This window comes from Microcystis sp. LE19-10.1B, assembly GCF_027530565.1.
GTDB classification, from domain to species: domain Bacteria; phylum Cyanobacteriota; class Cyanobacteriia; order Cyanobacteriales; family Microcystaceae; genus Microcystis; species Microcystis aeruginosa.
The window spans coordinates 1-3379 of the sequence record NZ_JAPZQM010000242.1; the positions used below are offsets into that span (position 1 = coordinate 1).

Sequence of the window (3379 nt, forward strand, 5' to 3'; positions counted from 1 at the left end):
AAATCATTAGTTATTTCGAGCGAAGGACAACGAATGGGGTGGTGGAGGGAATCAACAATAAACTTAAACTAATAAAACGGAGAGGCTATGGCTTTAGAAACTTTCGGAATTTTTGGGTTAGAAGTATGTTATCTTGGCATCTTGTATGTTGATTTAGCATAAAGGGTAACGAAGAGCCTGATTACCAATCAGTTTGAGAGTTGCTCAAAGTAGGTTCACTGTTCATATTTTGTCGCTCCGCCACCTTTGAATTGTTAGATAGTAGTGAGGCGATTGCCATATTTTAGTACATCAGATATGATATAAACACATCATGGCTGATCAAAGCAAACCTTTAGCTTGGCTGCATGGTGAGATCAAGACCCCACCTTTCAGTTTAGAAGCACGGATCGAAGCAGGTGTCTTACTCAGGCAACTACAGGAAGGCGAACCCCTTGGTTTGCCACATTCGCGTCCTATGCCAAGTGTAGGCTATCATTGTCATGAGCTACGCATTAGAGACATCGATAAAAATTGGAGGATTATTTATCGAATTGATGAAGATGCAATCTTGATTATTGAGGTGTTTAATAAGACAACAAGAGCAACACCCAAAAGTGTAATTGAGGTTTGTAAGAAACGCTTGAGTAAATACGATACTGATCAGCAGGAATAAGAGGATGGAAGAGACTAAAAAAGGGCTTTTGGAATCAAAAGGCTGGAAAATCGGAACCGTTTCCGACTTTTTAGAGTTAACGCCCGAAGAGATTATCCTTGTTGAAATCAAACTAGCTCTTAGCAAAAGTTTGAAAAGTCAGCGGCAGAAGATAATGACTCAAAGTGAACTGGCCAATAAAATCGGCTCTAGTCAACCTCGGATTGCCAAAGCTGAAAATGGCGATCCGTCGGTTTCACTGGAATTGCTTATCCCCTCGCTGTTGGCAACAGGTGCCACTCCTCAAGACATCGGACAAATCATTGCCAGTGTCAAAGGCGTTGCTGAATCAAGACCTGAATGCTAATTTTGTGCATCCTATCCACTAATGTTAGTTATTGTCGTTGATGCGATAAATCCCTGAATTTCCCCAGCATCAATACGCTCAAATAATCTTGCTGCGTTTTCCACAAATAGCTCTCGTTCTTGTAGAAAATCAAGAATGACATTGGTATCAATCAGAACTCGCATTATTGATACTTCTCGATCAGATAGGTTACATAATCGGTTGGGGCGTTAGTTTACCCTGTAGCTGCCGAAATCTCAGAAACACCTCGCAAGCGCAACAGATTTCCCCGCTTGGATTTGAGGTTTGCTTCCCGTTGTTTAGAATGTATGAACAAGGTGAAATCACCCTAGAGGGATTAGCAAGAAAAGCTCCTCTCATTGCCCGTGCTATTGAAAAGCAACAGGAAATCTCTTAAATCCTAGACAAACAAAAAAACATTAGTATTTCGGCATCTAGTCGGGTATTGGCTGTACCATTATTTAATATCAATTTGCTGTAATTCTGGTAAAAGTTCTTTAAATAAAAGCCTAAATCTTTTTATACATATTATTTTAAACATCAATTTTAAAGCATCCCAATTAATTGCATCATAGCGGATCAATTCTAGGACAATTTTTATGTTTAATTTTTTGATACAAATCAAAAGCCAATGCAGGCAAATATAATCTTCTATAACTGACAATTCTGGTAACTTTTCCCGATGTTTAGGATGTACCATGTCATAAATTTTTTGTTTGATTAAAATATTTTTTTTGCATCGCTCTTTTATTGATATATTGCTATGGCAACATCCCGACCATACTCTTTTAAAACATAGACACTTACCGACAAATACAGCATCGCCGTACTTGGCAATTTCTATCCATGAGTTAATATCATCATAATTACCGTCAAAGTCTTTATCCCAGCCTCCCGATCGCAAAAATGCTTTTTTTTGAAAAGCAACTTGAACAGGTGTTCCCAAAGGACAGATATCCAAAAGCATACCGTAGTGTATGTCTTCTTGCCGAATACAAAGAGCTAAATTATTAAATTGAACTTGATGTTTATCATCGATAATGTTGCCTATTATATCAATTTTTTTTGCCTGACAAGAGCAAATAACAGCATCAGGAAAATAAACGAGAGATTTGCCGATAATTTCGATACATTCAGGCATAATATAATCATCATCATCAATCAGCTTAATCCATTCTCCTTTGGCAATTTTGACTCCAATATTAACACTTTCTGAATGTCCTAAATTTATCGAGTTGCGATGATATATAACTCGATCACCTAACTGCTTGATATATTCTTCAGTTTGATCAGAAGAAGCATCATCTACAACAATAATTTCACAGTTTATAGTTTGATTGATTGCCGATTCTAATGACCATTTTAAAAATGGTAAGCGATTATATGTTGTTATAACAATACTGAATTTCATGAGCATTTACAAGAATATTTAGTTTAGGTAAAATATTTTCTTTTTTTATTATTTGTTAAGCCATGAATCGCTGACAAAATCGACCAGGATATAAGATTGACTCTTTCATCAAAAATAGTAACATCAAAGACATGAAATAATATACAAGCAAAAAAAGCTGTTAAATAAGTAAATATAATCAATTTTTCTTCTGAGTTATCCAGATTTATTTTGGTTAAAAGTATAATCCCTTTTGCCAATATCCAGCCAACTAAAAAATAGAAAAAAACTGTCCAGGGAATCCCCACTTCAGACAGAAGCATCAGTGTTAAGTTGTGTGAATGTCCTATTACTATCTGAGATTGAGGCTGATAGAGATGTTTAAAACTTCCTAAACCCCATCCTTTCCAAGGTGACTTAAGGGCTAAATGCCAGGAGAATTTCCACAGAGTTATTCGGAGAGTTTCTACATCTCGATTAGGATAAAATTGATCGTTTATTCGAGCCCAAATAAACATTGGAACAATTAATCTAAACCAATCTCTTACTGGAGGATTGCCAAAAGCAGCGATAATAATCGCCCCGCTCACGATTGCTACTGTTAGCAAAATCCATCGCCAGCCTAAATAAATAGCAAAAGCAAGACAAGTTACTAATGTAGTCATCCAACCATTACGAGAATGAGTTAAAATTAGAGCAATAAATGTTAGGGAATTGATCACCAAAAGCAGACTAAGATAAAAAAATTTTTTATCAGTATTCGATTTTCTTAACTCTAGAATTATTAAGCCCAGTCCCAACACCCAAATAATAGTTAGAAAACTTGCTAGAAAATTAGCATGATAAAATGGCTCTTCGGTTTGTGTTATGCAATGGACGGGGGTTATAAGGGATGGAACCCTTATAGAGAAAGGCATTTAGCGATTTTTGTCAATTGTTTTTGCTCTAGAGCGAACTAATCAATTAAATCTCTTGCCAGATAAGGATT

6 protein-coding genes are annotated in these 3379 nt (G+C 36.2%); 3 read left to right on the top strand and 3 right to left on the bottom strand.

Annotated features, from left to right (window positions below; translation table 11 throughout):
- The 3 genes from O9332_RS08820 to O9332_RS08830 form a co-directional block, all read left to right on the top strand.
- Positions 1–152: transposase (locus O9332_RS08820; RefSeq protein ID WP_288024975.1), on the top strand; the 152-nt coding region annotated here is incomplete at its 5' end.
- 161 nt (positions 153–313) lie between these two features.
- Positions 314–655 carry a type II toxin-antitoxin system RelE/ParE family toxin gene (locus tag O9332_RS08825; protein ID WP_002763716.1) on the top strand — a complete coding sequence of 114 codons (342 nt, stop codon included), beginning with the start codon at positions 314–316 and terminating at the stop codon, positions 653–655.
- Positions 656–659: 4 nt separating this feature from the next.
- Entirely contained in the window at positions 660–1001 is a 342-nt protein-coding gene (locus tag O9332_RS08830; protein ID WP_002763718.1) for a helix-turn-helix domain-containing protein, read from the top strand.
- A gap of 11 nt (positions 1002–1012) precedes the next feature.
- Here O9332_RS08830 and O9332_RS08835 read toward each other — a convergent pair whose 3' ends face one another.
- The 3 genes from O9332_RS08835 to O9332_RS08845 form a co-directional block, all read right to left on the bottom strand.
- Positions 1013–1165, bottom strand: a complete 153-nt coding sequence (locus O9332_RS08835) for a PIN domain-containing protein (protein ID WP_002763721.1) — start codon at positions 1163–1165, stop codon at positions 1013–1015.
- Between the two features lie 293 nt (positions 1166–1458).
- Positions 1459–2412, bottom strand: coding sequence for a glycosyltransferase family 2 protein (locus O9332_RS08840; protein ID WP_043999536.1), 954 nt, complete (start codon positions 2410–2412; stop codon positions 1459–1461).
- 23 nt (positions 2413–2435) lie between these two features.
- Positions 2436–3308: an O-antigen ligase family protein gene (locus tag O9332_RS08845; protein ID WP_288024972.1), complete on the bottom strand. Its 873-nt coding sequence runs from the start codon at positions 3306–3308 to the stop codon at positions 2436–2438.
- Positions 3309–3379 lie beyond the last annotated feature (71 nt).